The 20,232-nt window shown below is 73.0% G+C and carries 19 protein-coding genes; 3 read left to right on the forward strand and 16 right to left on the reverse strand.

Annotation, left to right across the window (positions count from 1 at the left end; all coding sequences use genetic code 11):
- Positions 1–26: 26 nt before the first annotated feature.
- Positions 27–596: a TetR/AcrR family transcriptional regulator gene (locus ACIBK9_RS10240; RefSeq protein ID WP_397156819.1), complete on the reverse strand. Its 570-nt coding sequence runs from the start codon at positions 594–596 to the stop codon at positions 27–29.
- A 68-nt stretch (positions 597–664) separates the two neighbouring features.
- Here ACIBK9_RS10240 and ACIBK9_RS10245 point away from each other — a divergent pair, with 68 nt between their 5' ends.
- On the forward strand, positions 665–1,162 hold the full coding sequence (locus tag ACIBK9_RS10245; RefSeq protein ID WP_397156821.1) for an FBP domain-containing protein: 498 nt from the start codon (positions 665–667) through the stop codon (positions 1,160–1,162).
- 8 nt (positions 1,163–1,170) lie between these two features.
- On the opposite strand, the gene ACIBK9_RS10250 is transcribed toward ACIBK9_RS10245, so the two are convergent.
- Entirely contained in the window at positions 1,171–2,118 is a 948-nt protein-coding gene (locus tag ACIBK9_RS10250; protein WP_397156822.1) for a GNAT family N-acetyltransferase, read from the reverse strand.
- Between the two features lie 44 nt (positions 2,119–2,162).
- Here ACIBK9_RS10250 and ACIBK9_RS10255 point away from each other — a divergent pair, with 44 nt between their 5' ends.
- Positions 2,163–2,759, forward strand: a complete 597-nt coding sequence (locus ACIBK9_RS10255) for a TetR/AcrR family transcriptional regulator (protein WP_397156823.1) — start codon at positions 2,163–2,165, stop codon at positions 2,757–2,759.
- A 15-nt stretch (positions 2,760–2,774) separates the two neighbouring features.
- Here ACIBK9_RS10255 and ACIBK9_RS10260 read toward each other — a convergent pair whose 3' ends face one another.
- Together ACIBK9_RS10260 and ACIBK9_RS10265 are read right to left on the reverse strand one after the other, a co-directional pair.
- Complete coding sequence (locus ACIBK9_RS10260; RefSeq protein ID WP_397156824.1) at positions 2,775–3,488, reverse strand: hypothetical protein; 714 nt, start codon at positions 3,486–3,488, stop codon at positions 2,775–2,777.
- 84 nt (positions 3,489–3,572) lie between these two features.
- Entirely contained in the window at positions 3,573–6,314 is a 2,742-nt protein-coding gene (locus ACIBK9_RS10265; RefSeq protein WP_397156825.1) for a toll/interleukin-1 receptor domain-containing protein, read from the reverse strand.
- 152 nt (positions 6,315–6,466) lie between these two features.
- Between ACIBK9_RS10265 and ACIBK9_RS10270 the strand changes: the two genes are divergently transcribed.
- Positions 6,467–9,337 carry a hypothetical protein gene (locus ACIBK9_RS10270; protein ID WP_397156827.1) on the forward strand — a complete coding sequence of 957 codons (2,871 nt, stop codon included), beginning with the start codon at positions 6,467–6,469 and terminating at the stop codon, positions 9,335–9,337.
- Between the two features lie 123 nt (positions 9,338–9,460).
- Here ACIBK9_RS10270 and ACIBK9_RS10275 read toward each other — a convergent pair whose 3' ends face one another.
- From ACIBK9_RS10275 to ACIBK9_RS10330, 12 genes are all read right to left on the reverse strand, one after another.
- Positions 9,461–10,099, reverse strand: coding sequence for an NAD(P)-dependent oxidoreductase (locus ACIBK9_RS10275; protein WP_397156829.1), 639 nt, complete (start codon positions 10,097–10,099; stop codon positions 9,461–9,463).
- A gap of 65 nt (positions 10,100–10,164) precedes the next feature.
- Entirely contained in the window at positions 10,165–10,563 is a 399-nt protein-coding gene (locus ACIBK9_RS10280; protein WP_358004655.1) for a VOC family protein, read from the reverse strand.
- Positions 10,560–11,177 carry an SRPBCC family protein gene (locus ACIBK9_RS10285; RefSeq protein WP_397156831.1) on the reverse strand — a complete coding sequence of 206 codons (618 nt, stop codon included), beginning with the start codon at positions 11,175–11,177 and terminating at the stop codon, positions 10,560–10,562. The genes ACIBK9_RS10280 and ACIBK9_RS10285 overlap by 4 nt, the downstream gene beginning before the upstream one ends.
- Positions 11,164–11,502 (reverse strand): metalloregulator ArsR/SmtB family transcription factor, encoded by a 339-nt coding sequence (locus ACIBK9_RS10290; protein ID WP_352356418.1) that lies wholly within the window; start codon positions 11,500–11,502, stop codon positions 11,164–11,166. Before ACIBK9_RS10290 ends, ACIBK9_RS10285 begins: the two co-directional genes overlap by 14 nt.
- Before the next feature lie 32 nt (positions 11,503–11,534).
- On the reverse strand, positions 11,535–13,574 hold the full coding sequence (locus tag ACIBK9_RS10295) for a prolyl oligopeptidase family serine peptidase (protein ID WP_397156834.1): 2,040 nt from the start codon (positions 13,572–13,574) through the stop codon (positions 11,535–11,537).
- An 86-nt stretch (positions 13,575–13,660) separates the two neighbouring features.
- Complete coding sequence (locus tag ACIBK9_RS10300) at positions 13,661–15,490, reverse strand: exo-alpha-sialidase (RefSeq protein ID WP_397156836.1); 1,830 nt, start codon at positions 15,488–15,490, stop codon at positions 13,661–13,663.
- A gap of 41 nt (positions 15,491–15,531) precedes the next feature.
- The gene (locus tag ACIBK9_RS10305) at positions 15,532–15,762 is read right to left on the reverse strand and encodes a hypothetical protein (protein ID WP_397156838.1); all 231 of its coding nucleotides are present in this window, start codon (positions 15,760–15,762) and stop codon (positions 15,532–15,534) included.
- A 133-nt stretch (positions 15,763–15,895) separates the two neighbouring features.
- On the reverse strand, positions 15,896–16,501 hold the full coding sequence (locus tag ACIBK9_RS10310) for an energy-coupling factor transporter transmembrane component T family protein (protein ID WP_397156840.1): 606 nt from the start codon (positions 16,499–16,501) through the stop codon (positions 15,896–15,898).
- Positions 16,498–17,172 carry an energy-coupling factor ABC transporter ATP-binding protein gene (locus tag ACIBK9_RS10315; protein WP_387675053.1) on the reverse strand — a complete coding sequence of 225 codons (675 nt, stop codon included), beginning with the start codon at positions 17,170–17,172 and terminating at the stop codon, positions 16,498–16,500. Before ACIBK9_RS10315 ends, ACIBK9_RS10310 begins: the two co-directional genes overlap by 4 nt.
- Positions 17,169–18,293 carry a thiolase family protein gene (locus tag ACIBK9_RS10320; protein WP_397156842.1) on the reverse strand — a complete coding sequence of 375 codons (1,125 nt, stop codon included), beginning with the start codon at positions 18,291–18,293 and terminating at the stop codon, positions 17,169–17,171. Before ACIBK9_RS10320 ends, ACIBK9_RS10315 begins: the two co-directional genes overlap by 4 nt.
- A gap of 1 nt (position 18,294) precedes the next feature.
- The gene (locus tag ACIBK9_RS10325) at positions 18,295–19,635 is read right to left on the reverse strand and encodes a class I adenylate-forming enzyme family protein (RefSeq protein WP_397156844.1); all 1,341 of its coding nucleotides are present in this window, start codon (positions 19,633–19,635) and stop codon (positions 18,295–18,297) included.
- Complete coding sequence (locus tag ACIBK9_RS10330) at positions 19,635–20,228, reverse strand: biotin transporter BioY (protein WP_352330044.1); 594 nt, start codon at positions 20,226–20,228, stop codon at positions 19,635–19,637. The genes ACIBK9_RS10325 and ACIBK9_RS10330 overlap by 1 nt, the downstream gene beginning before the upstream one ends.
- Between the last annotated feature and the right edge of the window lie 4 nt (positions 20,229–20,232).

Consider the following 20,232-nt stretch of genomic DNA (forward strand, 5'->3'; position numbering starts at 1 on the left):
TCCGACCTCGTGGTCCGACCTCGGGCTCAGGCCGGCGGCCAGTTCCTGAGCACCGCGTCCAGGGCGTCCAGGGCCCTGGACCAGGAGGCGTCCACCTCGCGGGGATGGCGGCGGAACCCGCCGGCCATCTCCAGGGTCACGTAACCGTGCAGCGTGCTGCTCAGCATGCGCAGCGCGTCGGTCTGGTCGGGCTCGGCCAGGTCGTAGCCGCGCAGGACGGCCCGCGTCAGCTCCGCGTGCCGGCGGCCCGCGCTGACGTCCAGCGACTCGGAGTCCAGCTCCAGCTGGGTGGCGGCGTACCGGCCCGGATGCTCCTTGGCGTAGGTGCGGTAGGCCGCGGCGAAGGGCACCAGCGCCTCCTTGCCCGACCGGCCGGCCAGCGCGGCGGCGGCCCGGTCGGCCATCTCGCCCAGAGCCAGCTCGGCCACCCTGACCCGCAGCTCCTGGATGTCCTTGACGTGCGCGTACAGGGCCGCGGGCTTGACGCCGAAGCCGCGGGCGAGCGCGGAGACGGTCACGTTCTGGAAGCCGACCTCGTCGGCCAGGTCCGCGGCCGCCCTGGTCAGGCGGTCGACGGTCACTCCCGCGCGGGCCACGGCAGCACCTTTCTTACAGGCTTTAAGTATTTGCATACTACCGTTAAGAAAAGCTAGCCTCCACACTCATGAGACCCCTGACCGAACACGACATCCGCACGTCGTTCATCAACTGCTCCAAAGGCGAGGCCAAACGCGCCGGCCTGCCCCGGGATCTGGCCGACCTGCCCTGGGACGACCTCGACTTCCTCGGCTGGCGAGATCCCGGCGCCCCCGAGCGCGCCTACCTGGTGGCCGAGGCCGACGGCTCCCTGGTCGGCGTCGCCCTGCGGGTCACCTCCGGTGCCTCGCGCTCCTTCACCGCGCGCAGCATGTGCTCCTTCTGCCTGACCACGCACACCGGCGGCGGCGTCGCCCTGATGACCGCCCGCCGCACCGGCGAGCCCGGCCGCCAGGGCAACACCGTCGGGCAGTACCTGTGCGCCGACCTGGCCTGCCCCCTCTACCTGCGCGGCAAGAAGGAGGCCGCGGGCGCCGGCGTCGTGGACGAGTCGCTGACGCCGGCCGAGAAGGCCGCCCGCGCGCAGGCCAACGTGCGCGCCTTCCTGGACAAGGTGGCCGCCTGACCCGCCCGCTACTCGTCGTCCCAGGCCATCGAGCTCATCCGCCACCCGGCGGGCGTCCGGACGAACTGGGTGGTCTTGCGGCCCGCGCCCGCGAACCGCACGCCGTCCCGGACGCCGGACTTGCGGTAGTCGCTGAACCGCTGGGCGACCGACCCGAAGATCTCGGTGCGCTCGGCCACCTCCCACTCGCGGAACTCCGTCAGCGTCCCGTCGGTCAGCATGCGCTGCCGGGGCTCGACGAAACCGTCCAGGTCGTGCACCACGGGCTCGGGCCCGGTGTTGTTGACGATCATCGCCTGCGGGACGAACAGCTCCCGGACGGCGCCGACGTCCGGGCGGCGCCCATCGGTGTTGGTGAAGGCGTCCAGGAAGGCCGCCATCAGCCGGTCGAGCTCGGCCTTGACGCCGGAGGCGGGTGCCTCGTCGGCCAGCAGCGACCAGACCTCGCTGTCGTGCCGTTCGCCCCGGTGGGGGAAACGGCTGCGCAGCACGCCGTCGCGGGTCATGCCGAGCCGGCGCGCGACCTCGATGCTGCGCGTGTTGCCCGGTGAGACCCACCACTCCACGCGCGCCATGCCGCGCTCGGCGAACGCCCAGTCGATCAGCAGCCGGCACGCCCGGGTCACCAGCCCCCGGCCCTCACCGGCCGGCTCCAGCCAGCAGCCGATCTCGCACACCCCCGAGACCGCCTCGAACCGGGTGAACATCACGCCGCCGACCAGTGTGCCGGCCAGCCAGATCCCGTAGATGCGGGCGCCGTCGGCAGCCTGGTCGTCGGCATAGCGCTGCAGGACGGCCGTCGCCGAGGCCAGGTCGGTGCTGCGCTCGGCCCACGGGATCCACGGGTCCACCGAAGGGCGGGCCCGGTCGATGTGATCGAGGAACTCCTGGGCCCGCCAGGGTTCCAGCGGGCGGAGCTCGGCCTCGTCGCCGAGCGGAAGTGCGAACACGGACACCGTCCCAAAGTACGTAACGAGCGTTCGGTATGTAAGGTAGCAGCATGCCGCCCGCCGCAGGAGACCGTGAAGCCCGCCGTGAGGACGTCTCGCAGGCGGTCTGGCAGGTGCTGGCCGACAAGGGGTTCGGCGGGCTGACGCTGCGCGCCGTCGCCGCCGCCATGGGCGTGTCGACCGGCCTGCTCATGCACTACTTTCCCACCAAGCGGGCCCTGGTCGGGCACGCGCTCGACCTGCTGGAGCGGCGCACGGCCGCCCGTCCCCGCCGCGAGCCCCCGGCCCCCGGCCTGGCGGCGCTCAGGGCCGCGCTGCTCGACATCCTGCCGCTGGGCCCGGCCGACGTCGCCCGCAACCGCATCTGGGTCAGCTCATGGGACCTGGCCTTGGCCGACGACGACCTCGGCGCCGGCCAGGCCGCCCGCTACACCCGGCTGCGCTCGGCGCTGCGCGCCCACCTGGAGACCGCCCGCGACCTAGGCGAACTACCTCGGGAGGCCGACCCCGAACGGCTGGCGGCCGGCGCGGTGGCGTTCACCCATGGGCTCGTCGTGCAGGCGCTGTTCGACCCGGGCCGCTTCCCCGAGGACGTCCAGGTCGCCCTGCTCGACGACTTCCTCTCCTCGATCGCGGCCCGCCCTTAGCCCGTGGGGTTCAGGTCAGCCGGCGGTCGGAGGGACCTGCGACCCGGCGGGCATCATGCCCGCGATCAGCGTCTGCGGGTCACGGATGCCGGCGAGGTGGCCGAAGCCCTCGGCGTACGCGGAGATGGCGGACTGGAGCAGGCGCAGGTGGGCGCGGCACTCCTGGTCGCCGGGCCAGGCCGACTCCGGTTCGCCGGGATGCGCCCGTTCCCAGGCGGTCAGCAGCGGGTGCCACTTGGACAGGAACGGGCGCAGTTCCTTGTTGAGCATCGAGATCGCGAAGTACTCCACGGTCTGCCCGCCTGGCACGGGGGCTGAGGGGCGGCTGGTCTTGAGGGCGTCGCGGGTGGTGGCGAACAGGCCGTACAGAGAGTTCATGGCCTCCCTGACCAGGCCCTCCTCGTCGTCGAGCGACTGAACGGAGACCCGGGTGACGGTCTCGACGAACAGGTGCCAGGCCACCTGGCGGCTCTCGTTGTTCACCAGGAAGGTGAGCTCGCTGAGCTGCGGCACGGTGACCTTCACCTCGGTCAGCCTGGCCGTCCTGGCGTAGAACTGGACCATGATCACGGCGGCCATGCCGGCGACCGCGCCGGTGACGACGAAGATCCACCGGCCGCCCGCCTCGGTCATCTCGAAGATCGCCAGGCCCACGACGGCGCCGACGAGCGCCGACGCGAGCAGCCGCACCCACCGCACCTGCATGATCGCGACGACACGTGCCTTCATCCGGGGGGTTCCATTCCTCGGCCGACTGCGACGATCAGACTTTACGTGTGATCCCCCTCCGGCTGTAGGGGGTCGGCCGTGGTTTCAGCAGACCTTCTCGAAGGGGGTGCCGGACGGCAGGTAGCGGCCCCACTCCTGCTCGGTGAGCGAGCGACCGGCCGCCGCGCAGAGCGCGGGGAACGGATCCGCCGGGACGTCCACCTTCCATTGCAGGATCGTTCCCTTGTCGTAGGAGCCGGCCAGGGTCCGGCCGTCCGGACTGAAGGCCAGCGACGAGACAGCGCCTTCGCCGCTCTTGAACGGGTTCCCGATCGGCTTCGTCGTGGCCACGTCCCAGAGCTGGACGCCCGCGGCGGCGTCGGTGGCCAGGGTTCTGCCGTCCGGGCTGAACTCGACGGTGGAGATGGTGCCCGTGCGGTCCTTGAAGGCGCCCTTGGAGCGGCGGCCTGCCGTGTCCCAGATCCTGACCGTTCCCTGCTCGCCCACGGTGGCCAGGAGCTTGCCGTCCGGGCTCAACGCCAGCCAGGTGACGCTGGAGCCCCCGATCGGGGCGCCGATCGGCCGCCGGGTGGCGGTGTCCCAGAGCCTGGCCGTGCCGCCTCCCACGGTGGCCATGATCCTGCCGTCCCGGCTGAAGACGATCCGGTGGAGGACGTCGCTGTGGGCCTTGATCGGAGCGGTGACCGGACGGCGGGCGGCGGGGTCCCATAACTGGAGGATTCCCTCACCGGAGGCGATGGCCAGGGTCCTGCCGTCCGGACTGAACGACAGCACGGAGATGGTGCCGGCCGCGGCCTTGACGGGGGTGCCGATTCGCTGCCGGGTGGCCAGGTCCCACAGGTGGAGACCGCCGTCGTCGTCACCGACGGCCAGCGTCCTGTCGTCCGGGCTGATCGCCACCGGCCATGTGTACGGGTACCTGCCGCGGATCGGCGGGCCGAGTCGCCTGCCGGTCAGCCGGTCCCAGACGCGGATGGTTCCGTCAGCTCCGCTGCTGACCAGGATGTCGCCGTTGTTGCTGTACGCCAGCTGCGAGACCTCGTCCTCGTGGCCGATGAGCGGGTCGGTGACCGGCCGCCGGGCGGCGGCGCGCCAGAGCCGGGTGGTCCCGTCCCCGCTGACGGTGGCCAGGGTTCCGCTGTCCGGGCTGAGCGCCACGCCGTAGACGTAGCCGCTGTGGCCGGTGAACGCGTCGCCGGCCGGGCGCCGGGTCGCCAGGTTCCACAGCCGGGCGGTCCCGTCCCAGCTGCCGGAGGCCAGGGTCCGGCCGTCCTTGCTGAACGCGAGTCCGGTGACGACGTCGGTGTGACCTGTGAGAGGCCGTCCGACGGGTTTCCCGGTGGCGGGGTCCCACAGCCGGATGTCTCGGTCGTAGCCGCCGGTGGCCAGCGTCCGGCCGTCCGGGCTGAACGCGACGGCTCGGATGTCGTCGGTGTGGCCCTTGAGAGGCTCTCCGACGGGTCGTCCCGTGGCGGCGTTCCACAAGCGGGCGATCCTGTCACGGCCGGCGGTGGCCAGGATTGTGCCGTCCGGGCTGAAGGCCACCCCGCTGACCTCGCCGGTGTGGCCTTTGAGAGGTCGTCCGACGGGTTTCCCGGTGGCGGGGTCCCACAGCCGGGCGGTGTGATCCTGGCCCGCGCTGGCCAGGATCCGGCCGTCCGGGCTGAAGGCCAGGGCCCACACGACGGACCGATGACCCGTGAGCGGGACCGCTGTCCTGGTGGAGAGGTCCCACAGCCTGATCGTCCCGTCGGAGCCGGCGACGGCGAGGGTCCGGCCGTCCGGACTGAAGGCCAGGGCGAGGCCGCCGTCCTTGATCGGATCCCCGGCGGGCCGGCCGGTCGCCGGATCCCACAGGCGGGTGATGCCGTCCGTGCCGCCGGTGGCCAGGGTCCGGCCGTCCGGGCTGAAGGCCACCGCGCCGCCGTGGTAGGAACCGCTGTCCAGGATGGCGCGCACCGGGGAGGCCAGGGCGGCCACCATGCCGTAGCGGGCCTCGGGGGTCCTGGCGAAGTGCCAGGCGGTGGCCGACAACAGGCCGGAGACGACCGGATCACTCTCGCCGACCTGGATGCCGCGATCACTGGCCAGGTACGACAGGGCCTGGTCGCGCTCGGCGTCGGCTCTGACGCGTTGGGCCTCGGCGACGTCGGCCGCGTGGACGGCCACGGCGGCCGCGACGACCGCCGCCGTGGTGAGGACGGACAGCCCGGTCCACGAGAGCCGCCGGAAGCGCCGGACCAGCCGGTGCTGCCGGACGTCGTCGCCGACGAGCTCGTCCTTGGCCCGGCCGTGCAGGGTGGCGGCGAGCGTCGCGACGGCGTCGAGGAAGGCCGGGTTGCTGAGCGAGAGGTCGCTCTGGCTGCGGATCGAGCGCAGGTCCGCCCACAGGGGGACCTCGGTGAACGACGTGAGCAGCGACTCGGGCAGCGCCGTGGTCAAGGTCTGGTCGAAGTGCCCGGCCGCGTGGTCCCAGACGAGGTCGCCGCCGGTGAGCATGAGGAAGACGGGCCGTCCCGGTTCGAGCGAGCGCCAGTGCTCGATCTCCCGCCGCACCCACACCGAACGCGCCGACTCGGGGGAGGCCAGCAGGACGAAACAGCGCGAGGCGTCGAGCGCGGCCTCGATCGTCGTCCACAGTCCCGGGGACGCCGACAGGCTGCGCGTGTCGCAGAAGACCCGCAATGCCCGCAGTTTGTACCAGGGACGGGCGAACTGGTGCAGCCCATCACGCAGAGCGGGGCCGAGCAGCCCGTCGGCGGCCCGGCTGTAGGAGATGAAGGAGTCGTACGGAATCGGCGTCGAAGTCCCGCGGATGCCAGGCACGTTCACGATGATAGAGACGCGCGGCTTGAGTACCCCGTTACTCACGCGCCTTGTTTCACGCCTTCGCATACTGAGCGGGATACACAGTCTGGAGGGGACGCGGAATGAGGAGCATTCGTGCGTTAGCCGCATCGTTACTGGTGCTGGCCTGGTTGGCGTATCTCGGTCCGAGCCCGGCCCAGGCGGCGACCGTGGAGGTCACCGTCAGCCTGTACCGGGTGGTCGAGCTGTCGTGCGACGAGGGCGCGGGCGAGTCCTGCGGCAACGACTACTACCCCAAATTCAAGATCGGGAATGAGGACCTGTACGACGGCGAGGACGATTACTGCTGTGCCCACGGCCCCGACTTCCGGACCAACTGGGTCCACAAGGCCACGGTCGACACCAGCCAGAATCCCGTCGACATCCACCTGGAACTGTGGGACCAGGACGACCTGAGCCAGAACAACGTCATTCACTGGGCCAAGAACGGCGATTACCTGGATCTCAAGTTCGACCTGAACACGTGCGTCTTCACCGGCGGCGGCCTGACCGCCGAGCAGGGCGCCGGCGCCCTGACCCTGTCGGGGGAGAGCGAGACCACCGGCCCTGACTCGGCCCGCGGCTTCTTCACCATCACCACACCCGCCTGCATCACGCTGGCCAGGACCACGGGCGGCGCCGCCGACAGCGACGGCGACGGCATCATGAACGCCTGGGAGACGCCGGGCGTGGGCTACGACGTCAACAACGACAACCACGTCGACCTGGCCCTGGGCGACCCGCCGTACAACGCGCTGCCCTACCGCAAGGACCTGTTCGTCGAAGCGGACTACATGAAGGACAACGAGCCCGACTGGCTCGGGCTCGGCGACGTCGTGGACGCCTTCGCCGCAGCACCGGTCGACCCCTATCACCCCGACCCGACCCATCCGGCGGCGACCAAATACCTGGGCGTCACGCTCCACGTGCTGAAGGACGAGGAACTGCCGAAGACGTCCAACATCCGGTTCGAGAGGTCCGATCCCAAACTCGTGGACTTCAACGAGCTGAAGAACGGCGAACCGGCCGGCCCCTGCACAGGACACTTCGGCACCCGCGCCGACCGCAACGACGGGAACTGCGCGAACATCCTGACGGCCAAACGCGACGTGTACCGCTACATGATCTTCGCCGAGAGCTACCTCGAAGATCCCGACTCCTCGGGCAATTCCGAGTGGTACGCCGCCGGCCCCCAGGGCGGCAACGACTTCGTCGTGACGCTCGGCACATGGAGCACCCAGGCGATCAACGACGTCGGCGGACTGAGGGTCGCCCAGGCCTCGACCTTCATGCACGAGCTCGGGCACACGCTCAGCCTGGGCCACGGCGGCGACGAGGACGTCAACTGCAAACCCAACTACCTGAGCGTGATGAACTACGCGCTCCAGTTCCCCGACATCAACTTCACCCGGCCCATGGACTACAGCAGCACGGCCACCGGCACCGCGCTCGGCACCACCGAGCCCACCCGGCTCGTGGAGCAGCACCTCAACGAGAACCTCGGCGTGCGCGGAACGCCGCACCCCGACCGCTACACCGTGTACGGGATCAAGGGCAAACCCCACGTCGAGCCCGCCAACAGCGGCCCGATCGACTGGAACGGGGAAAAGGGCAACACAGAGGGCGACATCCCCGCCGACATCAACTACATCGAGTCCATCGGCGTCCCGGGCAAGGGATGCAACATCACCGATGACACCCAGACGCTGCACGGCTACGACGACTGGGCCCACCTGCAGTACAACCCCAGGCTCAACGCCGCCGGCTTCAACGACGGGGTGCCGCGGAGCACGCCCGACGAGATGACGGAGGAGATGGTCCTGGCCCTGTCGCAGCAGGCCGACCTGAAGGTCACCAAGTCCGCCGACCAGGCCGAAGCCGACGGCGGGGACACAGTGACCTACACCGTCGACGTCACCGACCTCGGGCCGGGCAAGGCCACCGCCGTCTCGCTCACCGACACGCTGCCCGACGGCACCACCCGGCAACGCCCGGTGCCCGACCTGAACAAGGGCGACGTGCACACCGTCACGCCGAAGTTCACCTACCAGGTGCCGTGCGACACGACCGACGGCACGGTGCTCACCAACACCGTCACGGTGACCGGGAAGGACACGAACGGCGTGCCCGACCCGTACACCAGCGACAACACCGCCCGCGCCACGACCACGGTGCGCGCCCCGGTGCTGACGGTGAACGAGACGGCGACCGCCACGGTCAACGCCGGTGAGGCGATCACGTACACCATCGCCTACGCGAACACCGGCGGTGGCGGGGCCTCCGACGCCGTCATCACCGGCACGCTGCCCGCCGGCGTCTACTACAGCAAGGCGCTCGACCTGGGCGCCGGGCCGAAGCCGGACTCGGTGACGCTCAACGCCGACGGCACCAGGACGCTGGTCTGGAACGTGGGCGCCCTGCCCGCCAGGTCCGGCGAACGGGACATCGTCTTCACCGCGCGGCCGACACTGCTGGCGACGGCGGGCACGGCGTACGCGAGCGAGGTGTCCGTGACCTACAGGAACACCGGCGGGGCGTGCACCTTCGACCCGGTCTCGGACTCGGCCACGACCACGGTCACGGCCGTTCCGCCCACCAGGGATCCGCTGTCCAAGGGCTACTGGAAGAACCATTCAGGACAGTGGACGGCCGAGTACCTGGCCCGCATCCAGGCCACCGACCAGCGCTACGACAGCGACCAGAGCGGCGCCCTGTCGGCGGCCGAGATCGACTCCGCCTTCCACGACACCAACGGGCCCAAGACCGTGCTCCGCGAGCACGCCCTGGGCACGTACTTCAACCTGGCGACCAGGCGCGTCAACGCCGCGACGGCGATCGACTCGGCGACGACCAGGCGGCTGGGCCTGGGCACCGTACGCGCCGCGATGATCTACGCCCAGGAGACGATGGCGCTGCCGATCGACTCCGGCACCTCGGCTCGCTACAGCGACATCATCGGGGTGCTCGACGACGTCAACGCCAACAAGATCGAGGTGTACTGACCCGACCCTGACGGCCACCACGCACGTCGCGTGGTGGCCGTCCTCCACGAGGGGCGGGTCGCCGTGTGGGACCGAGCCGCGGCCTTCGCCGCCGACCCCAGCATCGACGTCCTGTTGCCAGACTCAGGTGGCCACCGAGACGACGTGCCCCGCCGAGGCCGGGTCGGCGGCCAGTTTCAGCATGCACTCGGCCAGGTCGGCGCGGGTGGTGGAGCGGCCGCCGCGCAGGTTGAGGTCCAGGGCCGTGCGGTAGCGGCCGGTGGGCCCGCCGTCGAGCAGGCGGGAGGGGCGCACGATCGTCCAGTCCAGGCCCGAGGCGCGCAGCAGGCGCTCGGACTCGGCCAGGTCCGTGTAGGAGTTCCTGAGCAGCGGCCGCAGGACGAGGGGCTTGAGCACGTACCGGGTGAACGGGCCGTCGCCGGCGTCGGCGACCATGCCCGCGGCGCTCACCAGCAGCACCCGCCGGGCCGAGACCCGCGCCATCGCCTGGAGGATCGAGCGCATGGCGGTCGTGTGCACGGTCGTCGGGCCGCGCCCGCGCGGGCCGAGCGCGATCAGGACGGCGTCCCCGCCCTTGATCGCGGGGGCGACGGCCCGGGGGTCGGCCAGGTCGGCGGTCACGGTCTCGACGCGGTCGCGCAGCCCGGCCGGCAACCGGGCGGCGTCGCGGACGACGGCGGTGACCTCGTGCCCCAGGTCGAGCGCCTGCCGGACGAGCTCCAGCCCCGTGCGGCCGGTCGCGCCGAAGATGACGAGCCTCATGTCGTGCCCCTTCACGAGAGGGTGGGTAAACACTTACTCACCCTACTCGTCGCCCGGGGCGGCGCTCAGGCCAGGTTGAGCTGCCAGGAGACGCCGAACCGGTCGTTGACCCAGCCGAACCTGGTGCTGAAGCCGTACGAGCCGATCGGCATCAGCGGCTGGCCGCCCTCCGCCAGCGCCGCGTAGAGCCGGTCGATCTCCTCCTCGGTGTCGCACGCGACCCAGATCGACATCGAGGGGGTGAAGCCGAACGCGTGCCGCTCGCTGCTGTCGATGCACATGTACTCCTGGCCGGCCAGGGTGAACGTGGCGTGCATGACGGTTCCCTCGGGCCCGGGCCCCTCCGGGCCGTAGTGGGAGACGGCCACCACCTTGGAGTCCTCGAACAGCGAGACGTAGAAGTTCATCGCCTCCTCGGCGTCGCGGTTCTGGAACATCAGGAACGTGGTGGTCTTCTGGCTCATGACTGGTCCTCCGTCGGTAGGTAGAAAGCGGTGGTGGCGGCGACCGCAGCGGCGGCGGCCTCGGGCGGCGCCCCGGCCTCCTCGAAGGCCGCGCCCCACGCCCGGCTGCTGGCCGTGATGTAGCGGCGGCCGTCGGCGGTCAGCTCGAAGCCGGCCTTGTCGGGCATCGGCAGCCCGGACAGATGCAGCCGGAGGCCCAGGAGCCCGAGGTCCCAGCCCACGCCGACCGCCCCGGGCCCGAACCGGCCCCACATCTCCGGCGGCACCTCGGCGGTGTGGCGCAGCTCGAACCGGGTGCCCCCGCCCTCGGCCGACAGGCGCACCTCGACCTCGGAGAAGCCGGGGTCGGGCCCGAACAACCAGCTCACCCTGAGGTAGGAGGGCGGCTCGCAGGCCAGGATCTCCCCGCCCGCGTTGCCCTCCAGCTGGTACGTGCCCCCCAGCCGCAGGTCGCCGGAGACCGGCATGAACCAGCGGGCTATGCGCTCACCGTCGGTGCAGGCGTCCCAGACGTCCGCCACCTCCGCGTCGTAGTGCCGGGTCAGGGTCACGGACTTGCGCTCGCCGTCCGTGAGCTCGCGCCTGATCCGGGATATCTCGTCAAGGCTGTCCATCGTGCTTCTTTCTTCTGCCCCGCGCCAGCTCGGTGGCCAGCGCGTCGAGGCGCTGCTCCCAGAAGCCGCGGAAACGGTCGAGCCAGAGGTCGACCTCCCGCAGCGGCGCGGGCTCCACGGCGTAGAGCCGTCGCGTGCCCTCGGCCCGCACGCTGGCGAACCCGTTGTCGCGCAGCACCTTCAGGTGCTGGGAGACCGCCGGCTGTGAGACGCCGAACTCTCGCTGGATGACTGCGGTGACCTCGCCGGAGCTCTGCTCGCCGCCGGCCAGCAGCTCCAGGATCCGGCGGCGGACCGGATCCCCGAGGACGTCGAACGCGTGCACGACCTCAGTGTTTCAGGTGCGACTTATATAAGTCAAACCTGGGATAGGTGGTGGCGGATGAAGTCCAGCTCCAGCAGCAGCAGGTTCTCGGCCACGTCCTCCTGGGGGGCCATGTGCGTCACGCCGCTCAGCGGCAGCACCGTGTGCGGACGGCCGGCGGCCAGCAGCGCCGCCGACAGGCGCAGCGTGTGGGCGGCGAAGACGTTGTCGTCGGCCAGGCCGTGCACCAGCATCAGCGGACGGCTCAGGCCGGGCGCGTCGGCCAGCAGCGAGCAGCGGTCGTAGGCCTCGGGATGCTCGTCGGGATGGCCCAGGTAGCGTTCCTGCCAATGGGTGTCGTACAGGCGGGGATCGGTCACCGGGGCGCCCGCGACGGCCACGTGGAAGACGTCGGGATGACGCAGCACAGCCGCCGCCGACAGGTAACCGCCGTAGGACCAGCCGCGGATCGCCACCCGGCCCAGGTCCAGGTCGGGATGGCGGGCGGCGGCGGCCTGTAGCGCGTCGGCCTGGTCCTCCAGCGCGGCGCTCAGCTTGTCGAACCGGACCGCGCGCTCCCAGGCCGGCCCCCGGCCCGGCGTGCCCCGGCCGTCGGTCACCAGCACGGCGAAGCCCTGCTCGGCGAACCACTGCTCGATCGCGAAGCCGTCCAGGCCGCGCAGCACCCGCGCCGCCGTCGGCCCGGCGTACGGAGACAACAACACCGGCAACCGCCCCGACCCCGGCACGTGCCCGGACGGGAACAGGATCGCCGTACGCAGGTCGCGCTTGCCCAGCGACACCAGCTCCACCCGCGGCCGCAGCACCGGGACCGCGCCGTGGGAGGCGATCGTCCGGCCGCCCACGCTCACCCGCACCCCGTGCTCCTCCAGGGAGCGGCGCACCACGACCGTCGCCCCGCCCGCGCGCGTGCCGGTGTGCACGCCGGGCTCGGCGGTCACCCTGACCAGGCCCTCGGCCCTGGACCAGGTCCACAGGTGCCGTTCGGTGGGCTCCTCGCAGCAGTGGAGGAGCACGGTGTCGCCGTCGACGGACAGCACCGCCAGCACCTGCAGGCCGGGCGGGGTCACCACGTCCTGGCCGACCATCAGGCGGCGGGTGTCGTCGCGGTCGACCGTCCAGACCAGCTCGCCCGCGGCCGTGCGCGACGGCACGCCGGGCACCAGCTCCAGCCAGGCGTCGTCGGTGTCCTCGCGCACCGGCGTGGTCGCCCCGGTGGCCGGATCGACCTCCAGGACGCGGGTGGTGCGCTGGTCGCGGCTCTGCACCAGCACCAGCAGGCCCTGGCCGGTCCACGACACCGCCGCCACGTACTCGAAGGCCGCGCGGTCCCACACCACCCGGGTGCGCCGGCCCTCCAGCGTGACCAGCCACAACGACACGTCGGCGTTGGCCGTGCCGGCCGGCGGGTAGGCCATCGTCCGCGGCGGCCGGCCGGGCTCGGCCGGCTCGGCCAGGCACCACTTCTGCACCGCGGCGTTGTCCACCCGGGCGGCCAGCAGGCGGGTGCCGTCGGGCGCCCACCAGTAGCCGCGGTGACGGCCCATCGACTCGCCCGCCACGTGCTCGGGCAGCCCCCACGTCACGTCGGTGCCGTCGGGCACCAGCAGCGGCCGCTCCCCCACGTGCAGCGCGCCGCCGGAGACGAACGCGACGTGCTCGCCGGTGGGGTCCAGCCGCGGGTCGGAGCCGGTCAGGCCGAGCGCGGTCACCTCGCCGGTCAGCAGGTCGACGGTGTGCAGCGCGCCGTCGGCCGCGTAGACGGCCTTGGTGACGGCCGCGTCGGTGGCATAGGCGACGATGCCGGAGGCGTGTTCACGGGTGCGCTCCCGGCGGGCGCGCTCGGCCTCCGACAGCCGCGCGCCGGGCACGGGCGCGCCCGGCGCGGCCAGCAGGCGCTCCTCCCCCGTGGCCACGGTGAACGACCACAGCCGGTGCACCGGATCCTCGCCCGAGGACGACCGCAGGAAGATCACCCGCGCGCCGTCCGGGGAGATCGTGAAGTTCCGCGGGACGCCGTAGGTGAAGCGAGCCGTGCGGGCGTGCTGGCGGGGAAGCGTCAGGGGAGGCATGGCGCGATCATAGGCACGGCCCGTCGAGGCGGCGCAAGGCAGGCCACGGTGGCGGCGCGGGCACGCTCCCGCGCCGCCGCGCGAGGTCAGCGGTCCTCGAACCGCACGTCGTCGAACAGCGCCTCGTCGCCGGTCGGAGCGGTGCCCGCGCTGCTGAAGGCGTAGCCGTCCATCGAGGTGACGGCGGCCGTGCGGGGCAGCGTGGCGATCTGCCGGTCACCGGCGTACAGGGTGGCGGAGGAGGTGGTGGCCTCCAGGCGGATCCTGGTCCAGTCCTCGCCGACCGTCCCGGCGGGGGCCAGGGTCGTCCACTTCTTGGTGGCGGCGTCGTAGCGGCTGACCGCGCCGGCCCTGCTGATGCTCAGGTGGTAGGCCGACGTCGTCCCGCTGGTGACCGTGAACAGGAAGGAGTTGGTCACGCTGACCGGCTTGTAGCGGAACTCCAGGGTCTTGCGCGCGCTCGCGGTCGTGGTGCGGGCGGCCTTGGCCATGAGGGTGGTGGACTTGTCGGACAGGGTCAGCGCCCGGTCGGCGCCCACCTCGTACGGCGACACCCACGCCGCCGACAGGCTCTGGTAGCCGCGCGGGCGCAGCCAGATCGGGTCGTTGTCGAAGGTGTCGGTCGTGGAGTAGAGCTCGACCTCGTTGAGCATCGCGCAGCTCGGGCCGATCTCGGCGTCGCAGTCCGGCGTGGCCTCGACGACGACCTTGACGTGCCGGCCGGTGGCGTTCACCGGCTGGTGGCGCAGCGCGTAGTCGGTGCGCCCGGTGACCGTGGCCACCGGGCGGCCCCAGTCGGCGCCGTCCTTGGAGACGTAGACACTGGCCGAGGCCGGGTGTCCCGGGCGCAGGCTGAGGCCGATCCGGTTGAAGGTCTGCTCGCGGTCCAGGTGCAGGACGTACTCGCCGGGGCCCTGGGAGACGGCGCTGGACCAGTACGCGGTGCTGCCGTCGAAGGCGCCGTCGGGGCGCACCCGCGGCCGCCGGGCGTCGGCCCAGGTCATGTTCGTCTCGACGGTCAGCTCGCCGGCGCGCTGCTTGGCGGCCAGGTCGATCCGGCCCGCGCCGGGGGCCAGGATGTCCAGGTGGCGGCGCTTGACGGCGTACCAGCCGCCGTTCTCGAACCTGCCGCTCGCCGGGCAGGCGGTCTCGTTCAGCGTGCCGTCGGCCTTGACGCCGGGCAGCTTGCAGTTGTCGAAGAGCTGGACCAGCCGGTTGGCGCCGACGGCGGCCAGCGCCGTGTAGCCGGACGAGCCGTGCGTGTCGTAGACGCCGTCGCGGTTGTGGTAGGTCACGCGCTGCTGCCTCCAGGAGTCGCCGCGGCCGTCGGGGGAGATCGCCAGCCAGTCGTCCGGACGGCCCGCGCTGAGCACCAGCACGCCGTTGGGCATGAGCAGCAGGCGCGGGGCCACGCCGCGCACCGTGCAGCTCTGGCCGGACAGCTGTAGGTCGCGCACCGCCGACCAGGTGCGCCCCTCGTCGGTCGAACGGCTCCAGGCCAGCGTGGAGTAGGTGCCGCCGTCCTTGCGCATGACCGCCAGCAGGCTGCCGTCGGCGGTCTGCTCGACGGCCGTCTCGCTGTACGTCGCCTCGCCGGCCGGGCGGGCGATGACGCCGCGGCGGGCGAAGGTGCGGCCGCCGTCGGCGCTGGCGTACAGCTCGGCCTGGTTCTTCCCGCCGGTGGCGGTGTAGCGGGCGTAGACGGTCACCAGGACGGTCCCGTCGGCCAGCTGGATCGGCACGCCGTGCGCCACGCCACCGCCGACCAGCTCGTCCGGGCTGGTGAAGGTGGCCTTGGCGGTGTCCCAGGTCTGGCCGAGGTCGGTGGAGGTGTGCACGTCCAGCTCGTTGGTGTGGGCGTCGACCTTCGACAGGTAGTAGGCGGTGCCGAACAGGCGGCCGTCGTGCAACTGCACCGGCGCCTCGCGCAGCGGCGTGCTGCGCGCCGGGCCGAAGGTCAGGCCGCCGTCGGCTCCTTGGCCGCCGGGCGCGGGCTGGGGTAGACCCAGTCCACGAAGGCGTCGCTGCCCGATCCGGCCAGGTAGCCCTCACGCGGCCCCGACTCCTGGGCGGTGAGGGCGGGCGTGTCGGGAATCGAGCAGTACGCGGCCGCGTGCGCCGTCCCCTGCAGGACGACGGGAAGGGGGGCCAGCAGGCAGGCGGCGAGCAGCGCTCTGGTGGGCAGCACGGGGGAAGGACTCCTTGCGCAACGAACGATCGACGTCCGTTTTGTCGTTTATTTACGCAAGAAGGCTATATTTGACCAAAAGTGGAGGTATAAGTTGTAACTGCCTTATGTCCGCTTTGTGATGAAGTGCGGGTCAGTCGTCGAGCCCGCGGGCCGACAGCGCCTCGCCCAGCGCGTCCGCGTGCCGCAGAGCGCCCACCACCAGCGGCACCGCGAAGGCCCGCATGCTGCGCTCGACCCCCCGCGCCCGCTGCGCCTCCCTGATCCGCACCCCCAGCGAGGCCACCACCGGCACGCTGCGCACGGTGAGCGAGAGCAGCAACGACAGCCGGAACGGGTCCAGCCCCACGAACCTGACCGGCGACAGGACGCGCTCCAGCGCCGCCAGCATGTCCGCCGTCCGCGTGGTCAGCGTCACCAGCCCCGCCAGCGCCACGGCCAGCACCACCCGCAACGTCGAGGACACCGCCGCGTCCAGGTCCGCGAACACCAGTTGCAGCCCGAACAGCATGACCGCGAACCAGCGCACCGGCCGCACCTGCGCCCACGCCGCCCGCCCCCCGACCCGCGCCGACGCGTACAGCGCCGCCGTCACGACCGCCGCCCCCGCCAGCGCCACCGGCGGACGCACCAGCACCAGCGCCGTGCACGACACCGCCAGCCCCGCCAGCTTGACCCCGGGCGGCAGCCGGTGCAGCCACGAGCCGCCCGGCACGTACGCCCCGGTGAGCCCGTTCACGCCATCAGCTCGGTGTAGTGGCCGATCGCCTCGGCCGGCGTGCCGTCGGCGACCACCCGGCCCTCGTCCAGCACCAGCACCCGGTCGAACCCGGCCAGCAGCGGCAGGTCGTGCGTCACCGCCACCACCTGCTGCGGCATCTCCCGCAACAACGCGGCCACCTGCCGCGAATGGCGCAGGTCGAGCAGCGTCGTGGGCTCGTCCATGACCAGGATGTCGGGTTCGAGCACCATGACCGCGCACAGGGCCAGCAGCTGCTTCTGGCCGCCGGACAGGTGGTGGGCGGGATGGTCGGCGTGCCCGTCCAGGCCGTGCCGGGCCAGCACGTCGTGCACCCGGCGCTCGACCTCCTCGCGCGGCAGGCCCTTGCGGCGCAGGGAGAAGGCGACGTCCTCGGCCACGGTCGGCATGACGATCTGCGCGTCGGGGTCGGTGAACAGGAACCCCACCCGCCGCCTGATCCGCGCGGCCTGCCGGCGGGTGTCCAGGCCGAGCACGGTGACCTCGCCCGAGGTGGGCACCGCCAGGCCGTTGATCAGCCGGGCCAGCGTGCTCTTGCCCGAGCCGTTCGCGCCGACCACGCCCACCCGGCGCTCGGTCAGGCTCGCGGTGACGCCGCGCAGCACGTCGCGGGTGCCCAGCCGGACGTGCACGTCGGCGAACTCGATCACGCGACCACCTCGAACAGCGCGGCCACGCCCAGCCCGCCGCCCACCGCCGCGGCCGCCAGCCCCAGCGTGCCCGCCGGCGCCCCGGCCCGTACCAGCCTGGAGAAGAGCCTGGTCACCACCACCGCGCCGGTCGCACCCCACGGATGGCCGAGCGCCAGCGCGCCGCCGCCGGCGCACACCCGGTCGCGGTCGGCGTCCAGCGGGTCGAGGCCGAGCGCGTCGGTGACGGCCAGCACCTGCGCCGCGAACGCCTCCACGATCTCCACCGCGGCCACCCGTCCCATGTCCACCCCCGCACGTGCCAGCACCCGGCGGACCGCGGGCACCGGCCCCCATCCGGGCAGCGCCGGATCGCACCCGACGACGGACCCGGCCAACAGCCGCAACCCCGGCAGGCCGGCCCGATCGGGCGCCAGCGCCACGGCGGCCGCGCCGTCGCTGACCGGGGAGGAATTACCGGCGGTCACTGTACCGCCCGGCACGAACGCCGCGGGCAACCGGGCCAGCGACGCCGCCCGCAGCGCCCTGGGACGCTGATCCTCCGACCGGCCCCCGACCGGCACGATCTCCTGGTCGAAGGCGCCCGCCGCGCGGGCGGCCAGCGCCTTGGCGTGGCTGAGGCGGGCGTAGTCGTCCTGGCGGGCGCGGCTGATGCCGTACGCGCCGGCCAGGGCCTCGGCGGCCGGGCCCATGTCGGGGTCGGGATGGCCCTCGGGGGCGAACGGCGCCCGGTCGTAGGGACGGTCCGCGCCCCGCGGCGTGCGCAGCGGCGCGGTCGAGGCGCTCTCGGCTCCCCCGGCGATCACCAGCTCCATCTCCCCCGCGGCCACCGCCTGCCCGGCCACCAGGATCGCGGCCAGCCCGCTGCCGCACTGCCGGTCGACGGTCAGGCCGGGCACGCCGTGGCCGAGCCCGGCGGCCAGCGCCGAGACCCGGGCCACGTTCCCGCCGGGGCCCATGCAGTTGCCGAGCACCACGTCGTCCACCGGCCGGCCGGCCTCGGCGGCCACCGCCTCGATCACGGGGGCGGCCAGCCGGTCGACGGTCACGTCCTTGAAGGCGTGCCCGGCCGTGCCGATCGGCGTACGGCGGGCCGCCACGACGACGGGGCGTCCGCCCACCTCAGACCAGCCTCCGGAGCTCGGGGTCGCCGCCGGCCAGCCGGTCGGCCACCAGGCCGCGCGCCGGCTTGCCCGACCCGGTGCGCGGCAGGGCGGGGACGGCGTACCAGCGGCGGGGCCGCTGCGCCACGTCCAGCCCGCTGCGCGCGACGGCCTCCAGCAGCGCGCGCGGCGGCGGCGAGGCGCCCTCGACCACCGCGGTCACCACCGAGCCGAGCGACGGGTGCGGCGACCCGATCACCACGATGTCCCCCACCCCCGGCACGTTCCGCAGCACTACCTCGACGTCCTCGGGCACGACGGTCGCGCCGCCGGTCTGGATCGCGCCGTCGCCGCGCCCGCGCACCCGCAGCACCTGCCCGGCCCGGTACGGCTCGGCCAGGTCGCCGACCGTCATCCAGCCCGCGCCGTCGCGGCGCAGCGGACCTCTCGCGCCGCCCAGATAGCCGTCCGCCAGCCACGGCGAGCGCGCCCACACCTCGCCCAGCGTGCGCCCCGGCTCGGCCCTGACCTCGATCTCGACCTCAGGAAAGGCCCGCAGCCCGCTCCCGTCGGGGTCGAAGGCCACGAACGACAGCTCGGTCGCGCCGTAGTAGGACATCACCCGCACCCCCGCCCGCTCGGCCAGGTCCCGGGCCTGCCCGCTCAGCGCCGCGCCGCCGACGACGGCCGTACGCAGGCGGGGCGCCTGCTCCAGCACCTCGGACAGCCGGTGGGGCACCAGATGGATCGCGGTCGCCGCGCGCAGCGACGCCGCCGTGGGCCGCCCGCCCGGCACGACGGCGGTCGCGCCGACGGCCAGCGTGTGCACGGCGGCGAAGGCGTACAGGGAGGAGACCAGCGGGCCGGGCACCAGGACGACGTCGGCCGGGCCGATCCCGGTCAGCTCGGTCAGGTGCGGAAAGGAACGCGTCCAGGACGCGCGGGTACGCGCCACCGCGCGCGGCCGGCCCGTGCTGCCGGAGGTGAAGCACGCCCACGCCCGGTCGCCGGGACGGGGCTCGGGCACGAGGGGCGCGCCCGGCGCGGACGGCAGCGGCTCCTCGACCCGCAGATCGGCGCCCGCTGCCTCGGCCACCCGCGCCCACCGCTCCGCGCTCCACGCCGGATCGCCCACCAGCGGCGTCACCCCCGCCAGATCGGCCGCCAGCACCGCGACCAGCAGCTCGACCGGGTCATGAAGGGCGATGGCGGCCAGCTCGCCGCGCCCGCGAAGATGCCGCGCGCCGCCCTGGACGCGTCCGGCCAGCTCGCCGTAGGTCAGCGAGCCGCCCGGGCCGCGCAGTGCGACCCGGGACGGGCCGTCGGCGGCGTGCCGCAGGACGTGCTCGGCGACCGGCATCAGCGCACCCGTTCGCGGTGGACGGCCGGCACGGCGTCGGGATAGGCACGCTGCGTGCCCCTGGCCACCAGCGCGGCCACCACCGCCTTGAGCGCGTCGCCCGGCAGGAACACCGCGCTGAGGGCCAGCGCCTTGGTCAGCGGCAGCCCGGTGACCAGCGCCTGCACCGGCACGCCGACCAGGTAGACCACCCCGATCCCGCCCACCGCGCACGCCACCAGCAGCCGCAGGACGCTCGGCGTCCGGCCCGCCCGCTCCACCAGCAGCCCGGTGACCGCGGCCCCCGGGACCCAGCCGAGCAGGAACCCGGCGGAGGCGGCGGTGAACACGCCGAGCCCGCCGCGCCCGCCCGCCAGCAGCGGCAGCCCGGCCGCGACCAGCACCAGCAGCACGACCACCGCCAGCGCCCCCCGCCGGCTGCCGAGGATGGCCCCGGCCAGCATGACGCCGAGCGTCTGGAGAGTGATCGGCACCGCGTTGCCGAGAACGTTGACCGCCCCCGGCGCGCCCAGCACCGCGATCAGCGCGGCGAACACCGCGATCCTGGCCAGGTCACCGGTGGGGAACCGCCGCCGTCTTCCTGCGTTCGTCATGAGG

Origin of the sequence: Nonomuraea sp. NPDC050227 (assembly GCF_044459705.1) — a bacterium.
Classification (GTDB): domain Bacteria; phylum Actinomycetota; class Actinomycetes; order Streptosporangiales; family Streptosporangiaceae; genus Nonomuraea.

Coding starts and splice junctions, on each gene's coding strand:
- ACIBK9_RS10245 (WP_397156821.1), top strand. CDS start 665: ATGAGACCCCTGACCGAACACGACATCCGCACGTCGTTCATCAACTGC.
- ACIBK9_RS10255 (WP_397156823.1), top strand. CDS start 2,163: ATGCCGCCCGCCGCAGGAGACCGTGAAGCCCGCCGTGAGGACGTCTCG.
- ACIBK9_RS10260 (WP_397156824.1), bottom strand. CDS start 3,488: ATGAAGGCACGTGTCGTCGCGATCATGCAGGTGCGGTGGGTGCGGCTG.
- ACIBK9_RS10275 (WP_397156829.1), bottom strand. CDS start 10,099: ATGAGGCTCGTCATCTTCGGCGCGACCGGCCGCACGGGGCTGGAGCTC.
- ACIBK9_RS10280 (WP_358004655.1), bottom strand. CDS start 10,563: ATGAGCCAGAAGACCACCACGTTCCTGATGTTCCAGAACCGCGACGCC.
- ACIBK9_RS10285 (WP_397156831.1), bottom strand. CDS start 11,177: ATGGACAGCCTTGACGAGATATCCCGGATCAGGCGCGAGCTCACGGAC.
- ACIBK9_RS10295 (WP_397156834.1), bottom strand. CDS start 13,574: ATGCCTCCCCTGACGCTTCCCCGCCAGCACGCCCGCACGGCTCGCTTC.
- ACIBK9_RS10325 (WP_397156844.1), bottom strand. CDS start 19,635: ATGCCGGTCGCCGAGCACGTCCTGCGGCACGCCGCCGACGGCCCGTCC.
- ACIBK9_RS10330 (WP_352330044.1), bottom strand. CDS start 20,228: ATGACGAACGCAGGAAGACGGCGGCGGTTCCCCACCGGTGACCTGGCC.